1 protein-coding gene is annotated in these 784 nt (G+C 68.5%); it reads left to right on the top strand.

Annotation, left to right across the window (positions count from 1 at the left end; genetic code table 11):
- Positions 1-784 (top strand): site-specific integrase (locus Acor_RS00160; RefSeq protein WP_155334417.1); only part of this gene is annotated, 784 nt, incomplete at both ends.

Genomic DNA, 784 nt, shown 5'->3' with positions numbered 1-784 from the left:
CACGCCGATCAGCGCCGCCACGTTGGAACGGATCCGCGCCACGTTGCGAGCCGCACTGAACGAGGCGGTCCGGGAAGACGTGATCGGCGACAATCCCGCCCGCGGGCTGCGCCTGCCATCGCCGAGGCACGTTCATCCCGTGGTGTGGACAGCGCGACGAGTCGCGCTCTGGCAGCGCACTGGCGAACGACCCGCTGTCGCGGTGTGGACGCCCGAACAACTGGCGGAGTTCCTGGCGTTCGTCCGGGAAGACCGGCTGTTCGTACTGTGGTGGCTGATCGCGCTACGTGGTCTGCGGCGTGGGGAAGCCGCCGGGCTGCGATGGGTAGATCTGGATAGCGAGCGACGCGAACTGATCATTACCCGTCAGGTGGTTCGCACCCCCGATGGCCTTAGGGCGTGCCCACCTAAAAGCGAGGCCAGCCTGCGCAACGTCGCCCTGGATAGGGAGACGCTGCGGTTGCTGCGCCACCATGAGCGGCTCCAGAAGCGCGAACTGGGGCAGTCCTGGTCGCCGGCAGGCTCGATGTTCACCGGCAGAGGTGGTGCGGGAGTCGACCCGAACTTTCTTACCCACCGCTTCCACACGCTGGTGGCGGCCAGCGGCCTGCCGCCGATCCGGTTGCACGACCTCCGGCACGGCGCGGCCACGCTGGCCTTGGCCGCCGGGGACGACCTGCGGGTGGTGCAGGGCCTGCTCGGTCACGCCAGCATCGTGGTGACCGCAGACATCTACGCCTCGGTACTGCCGCAGCTGTATCACGACAGCGCCCGCATCTCCCCC

It is taken from the genome of Acrocarpospora corrugata (assembly GCF_009687845.1).
In the GTDB taxonomy this organism is placed as follows: Bacteria; Actinomycetota; Actinomycetes; order Streptosporangiales; family Streptosporangiaceae; genus Acrocarpospora; species Acrocarpospora corrugata.
This window is presented reverse-complemented; position numbering and strand designations above follow the sequence as displayed.